General features: G+C 64.5%; 3 protein-coding genes. 1 reads left to right on the top strand and 2 read right to left on the bottom strand.

Annotation, left to right across the window (positions count from 1 at the left end):
- Window positions 1-74: 74 nt before the first annotated feature.
- Window positions 75-992 (bottom strand): SIR2 family protein, encoded by a 918-nt coding sequence (locus tag DIE23_RS38555; protein WP_124618096.1) that lies wholly within the window; start codon window positions 990-992, stop codon window positions 75-77.
- Window positions 993-1,251: 259 nt separating this feature from the next.
- On the opposite strand from DIE23_RS38555, the gene DIE23_RS38550 reads away from it, so the two are divergent.
- Entirely contained in the window at window positions 1,252-3,054 is a 1,803-nt protein-coding gene (locus DIE23_RS38550) for a phage integrase family protein (RefSeq protein ID WP_124618094.1), read from the top strand.
- Between the two features lie 352 nt (window positions 3,055-3,406).
- On the opposite strand, the gene DIE23_RS38545 is transcribed toward DIE23_RS38550, so the two are convergent.
- Window positions 3,407-5,407 (bottom strand): hypothetical protein, encoded by a 2,001-nt coding sequence (locus DIE23_RS38545; RefSeq protein ID WP_124618092.1) that lies wholly within the window; start codon window positions 5,405-5,407, stop codon window positions 3,407-3,409.
- Window positions 5,408-5,486 lie beyond the last annotated feature (79 nt).

Raw genomic sequence — 5,486 nt, 5'->3', positions numbered from 1 at the left:
CAGGCAACTCAGAAATGCCGCTGACTTGCCTGCATTAACTTAAACCAACCGGCCTCCACGATTCCCGGCGCGGTTCACACAGCATTGAGAGCCTTCCCGTAGTCGACCCGTCCATTCTGCATCCCAAGCTCGGCGATATCGATTGGGAAGATCTTTCGCCGCTCAAGAATTATGCGTTGCCCCAACGGGATAGGGCTCAATGTGATGAGATAAATCGGCGGGGCCTTGTCGCCCAAGTGGTCACGTGCCCAGCCCGTCCATAGTAGGAAGTTTGGATCATCTCCCGAGAACCCGATCAGGCAGAACACGTTCTCCAGCATCGACTGTTGAACCGTATTGACTAGCGGCGCGAAATCGGTCGGATAACGGCGATAGTCCTCCTCCGTTACGATGAGCTTGGTTCCGGAGCGGAGCGTGCCGTGAAGCTTGACTATGCGGGGCCGTCCGTTGCGTCTTGACAATGGAACATCATCCGCGGCGGCAACGATCTGGTATCGAGACTTGATAACCGGAATGAAGCGCGTGCGGTCGGCGTCAAGTGATCGCTCAAGAAGCGTGTCGTAATTCGTCGTGAACACATCGTTCCAGTAAAGCGACAGAAGCTTCGTATGGAGATCACCAGGCGTCACCGCGCCAGCATCTGGCAGCAATTCATGCAGTCGCGCGTCCAACTGAGCACGCCCCCGGACCGCTGCATATTCTTCGGCTAATCGCAGCATGCCGCTCGTGCCGCCAAGTCGCTTCTTCGCGCTGTTGCGTGCCTCGTCCGTCGAGTACAGGTCCGCCAACAGGCTATCGATTAGCTTTGCCCACGTGGGGAGTCTCTGCCCCCCTTGTGCGTTTAGGCTGAAGCCCGCCCCGATCATGACGGATGCGTGACCGTTCTTGAGTGCATCCTGAACGGTTCGGAGATGTTCTCCACCTGGGATGCGGTTGATGATTTCCGCCGTCACTTCCGACTGTGTAGACGATGTGTTGCAGGACTTCGTCATGATTCTTCTCGTGAGATTCCGGGACGCGGCTAGTGCACCTTGATTCACGGGAAGTATAACGACTTGAATCGAAATAGCTGCCGAGCCATCTTAGTGACCGCCGCAGCACTCTCGCCCGTAGGTCGTAAGCGCTTTGGCGACGCGCCACTCAAGAGCAAACACCGACTGAGGGACGTGTTCCAGAGGTGGATGAACTAGCAGAATGTTTGCGATAAATAGTCTTATCGCCAGTGCCCTGCGCGCGACCTAAACTGATCTCATGCATACCGCGTCGATCCCGCCCTCCAGGCCGGGGCGCGGACCCTCCGCTGGCACGCCCGCGGCCCGGCCTGCTGCCTTGCCTGCTGCCTTGCCTGAGCTCGCGTCGCTCGCCGCGCTGCGCGCCTGGCAGGAAGGGCTCACCGCGCGCGCCGCCGTCACGCACTACCTCGACCACGCGCGCGACGACGGCCAGTCGTCGCGCGGCCTGCTGGGCCGCATCCGCCGCCAGCTCGTCGCATGCGCGATCGCCCGCCAGCGCGACGATCTGATTCCGCTGTTCACCCATCCGGCCGCCGAGCGCACCCGTCATGCCGCGCACGTCATCGCGGCGCTCGATGCGCTGCGCGCCACGCCGATCCCCGCGCCGCGGCCGGCCGACCCGGTGCACCGCTGGCTGCCGCCGCGCACCGCGCGGGCGCTGGTGGCCGCCGGCATCGACTCGTGCGCCGACCTGCTGGTGCGGATCGCCCAGCGGCCCGGCTGGTGGCGGACGATACCGGGGCTGGGGCGCCAAGGTGCGCACCACGTCGCGGCCTTCGTCGCGGCGCACCCCGACCTGACCCGGCGCGCCGCCGCGCGGATGCCGTACGCCGCCGCAGAGGCGCAGTTGGTCCCCCGATGGTCGCTTGACGCCCTGCCCGCCGCCCTCGATGGCTCGCAGGGCCGCTTCCGGGCCCCGCGCGACACCTGTGGGCTCGCCGCGACCAACGACTACCAAGCCATCGAGGCGTGGCTCGCGCTGCATGAGTCCGAGCACACCGCCCGCGCCTACCGGCGCGAGGCCGAGCGACTGCTGTTGTGGGCGATCGTGGCGCGCCGCGCCCCGCTGTCGTCGCTCACCACCGACGACGCGATCGCCTATCGCGCGTTCCTGCGGCATCCGACGCCCGCCGCGCGCTGGACCGGGCCGCCGTGCCCGCGCACCGCACCCGCGTGGCGCCCGTTCGCGCGGGGTCTCACGCCGCGGTCGGCCGCCTACGCGCTGGCGGTACTGCGCGCGCTGTTCGCGTGGCTCGTGGGCCAGCACTATGTGGTGCTCAACCCGTTTGCGGGGGTGACGGTGCGCGGCGGCGCAGTCCGTGCGCCATTTGATACCGGACGCGCATTGACTGGCCGAGAGTGGAAGATCGCGCGCGCTGCAGCCGACCAACTCGAGCGGGCTGGCTGGACCGTACCGGCGGCAGAGCGGCTGCGTTTTGTGCTGGATTTCGGCTACGCGACGGGGTTGCGGGTGCAGGAACTGGTAGCCGCGACGCTGGGCGACATCACGGCGGACGCGCGCGGCACGTTATGGCTGGCAGTCACTGGCAAAGGCGCGAAGGCCGGGCGCGTGGCACTGCCGCCGCTCGCGCGCGACGCGCTGCGGCGCGCGCTGAAGGCGCGCGGCTTGCCGGTCAGGCGCGCCCGCTGGCAGCCGGCCACGCTGTTGGTGGCGGCCCTCGAGACAGCGCAGCACGCGGGACACCCCAGCGGGGCCGGCATCAGTGCGGCGCGGGTACGGCAAGTGCTAGGTGAGTTTTTTCGGGAGGCTGCCGAGCGCGTGAGCGGTCGCCATCCGGCGCTCGCCGAAAAGCTACGGCACGCCAGCCCCCACTGGCTGCGTCACACACATGCCACCCACGCATTGGACGCCGGCGTGGAACTGGTTGTCGTGCGAGACAACCTGCGCCACGCCTCGGTGGCGACCACATCGACCTATCTCCATGGAGAAGAGGCGAAACGCGCGCGCCAAGTAGGTGCTGCCTTCCGGCGTCCACCGCGCCGATCGCATCACCAGCCCCCCCCCTTCCCGGCGCGGTAGCCGTACGAGTCGTTCGGAACAGAGTGATAGCACAACAGCCCCGGCGCACGCGACAGTGCAAGGCTCGGTCTACGTTTAGTCTCGTGCGTGCTTGTCCCGTTTTGATGCCAAGATGCAGCGGCGCACGTCGGCGCCCATTGATCGTTTGACGAACCACGGGTCCCGACATGGCCGTAACGCATTTATTATTATTAAAAAAGCGTCTGTGTTAATTATGTCAAATGCGATGCCTGTCGAGCCGTGGGAGGTATCGGTTAATGCTTTCACCCGTTAAGATTGCTTGCCGCAAGCCCGACTCTCTGTTGCGTCCGGGCGGCTATAGCGGCTCCAATGCGAGAGACCTTGCCCGCCTTCAGAGAAGTCCATCGAGCAGCGCCTTGGCCTCCTGCAGAGGCACTGTATCGAAGCCCTCGGTAAACGAGCCGTAGATCGCGGCCAGCTTCTGGCGGACTTTGCTCGACTTGCCACGCTGCCGCCGCAGTCGAGCTAGAGCCGTTATAGCTTTTAGCTCCAGCAATCGGGCGCCCTGCTGGCGAGCAATCGCAGCCGCCTTCAGGAATGAGGCTTCAACGGAGCTCTCGGTACCGGCGCTCTCCGTCATGCCGTGATTCGCCAACATGAGCGTCAGCTCCCCCTTCAGCCGATACAGGTCCGCCTCATACACACGCTCCTCCGTTCGGTCAATCAAGGCCAAGGCCTCGTCGACCGTCTCCAGACCGGTCTCGGCCTGCCCCGCTGCTCCATAGGCTTCAGCCAGCAGTGAAAGAAAATGAGGCAACCAAAGTCCTCCGCCGGTTGCCCGATACGCGGCTAGTCCCTCCTTGATTCTTTCGATTCCCTCTTCCGGACGCCCCCCCTCAGCCAGTGCCCAACCTAAAAGAATGGTTCCGTAACTGATCCAGTGCGGGAAGCCATGCTCGGTTCCAAGTGCCACAACGGACTCCGCGAGTTCAGCCGTGCGCCGCTCCTCGCGGCGATTCAGGAAAAGCTCGGCAGCAAAGGTTAGTGCAGGCGCCGTCACGGCAGGACTGGACAGCGTCCGCGCCAGCTCGAGCGCATCCTGAACACGTGCCTGAGCTTGGTCCGGGTACCCGAGCAGCAACAGGTCCAAAGCGAGGTAGCTCTGTCCGAGCACGCCGGGCTCCAGGCCGGAGTAGAAGGCAACCGGGTATTGCTGCCGACGGTCATAGAGCGCCAGGGCCTGCTCCAACTGCACACGGGCGGGCTCCAGCTCACCGAGATTGAAGAGGGCCGCCCCCAACGCACGATGGGCTTGCGCAAGCAAGGCCGGATCCTTGGTGTTCCCCGCCAGTAACACGAGTTGCTCCCCCAGCTCGCGGGCGGTCCGTAGCGCCCCACTGACGACATAAAACGTGCGTAGCCCCAACAAGGAGGCGAAAGAAGTCTCTCCGAGTTGCCGGGAAAGTGCCAACGCCCGCGTGTAGTTGGCTTTCAGCTCGGGCACGGCGAGTCCTTTCGAGGCCATCAGGGCCGGGCCGATCGTAACGCGCAGATCGAGCTCCTGCTGCGCCCGTTCCCGGGAATCGGGCAGCGATTCGAGCATGGCGAGCGCTGTGCTGAGGTGACGGACGGCTTCGGAATCAGCGGAGCGCTGTAGCGCCTGGCGCCCCGCGCACCCCAGATATTCCACTGCCTTCTGCACGTTGCCACTGCGGCTGAAATGATGCGCCAGCTCGCTGTAGTGTTCTTCGAGCTGGGCACCAAACAAGGCCTCTATCGCGTGGGCTGCACGCTCGTGCAGCCCACGGCGACGCTCGCTTAGCAGCGAGCCGTACGCCACCTCCTGGGTCAGGGCATGCTTGAAGCTGTAGACCACCTCCGGAAAGGCCGGCTGCTCGTAAATATATTCACCGTCCTGTAGCCGGGCCAGTTGGCTTTTCAGCTCAGCCTCCGGCCGTTCGACGACACGCGCAAGCAGACTCCAAGAGAAAACCTTGCCCACTACGGCCAGGGTCTGCAGGAGCGTCTTCTCAGCCGATCCCAGGCGGTCGATACGGGCAGCGAGCACCGCTTGCACGGTAGCCGGAATGTGGAGCGCGGCTGGACTCCGCTCGAGCGAGTAATGTCCGCACACACCGCGTAGCACCTGCTCCTCAAGCAGTGTCTGCACGACCTCCTCGATAAAGAACGGGTTACCTTCAGTTTTCTCCAGGATCAACTGCTTGAGCGGCGCGAGCTCGGCGGCGTCGCCCAGCAGGGCTTGCAGCAGATCACGTGCATCGTCTTCCCCCAGCGGATCCAGCCGCAGCTGGGTGTAATGGCTCCGGCCACCCCAGTCATGCCGGTATTCGGGCCTGAAATTGGCCAGGAGCAGGATACGTATGTCAGCCATGCTAGAGAGCGTCAAGCAGCACGGCCGGTCAGCGACAACTATTTTGGCCGGTCAACGGGGTAGTTGTCGTTGGGTATCA

The sequence above is a fragment of the Burkholderia sp. Bp9143 genome, assembly GCF_003853645.1.
In the GTDB taxonomy this organism is placed as follows: domain Bacteria; phylum Pseudomonadota; class Gammaproteobacteria; order Burkholderiales; family Burkholderiaceae; genus Burkholderia.
This window is presented reverse-complemented; position numbering and strand designations above follow the sequence as displayed.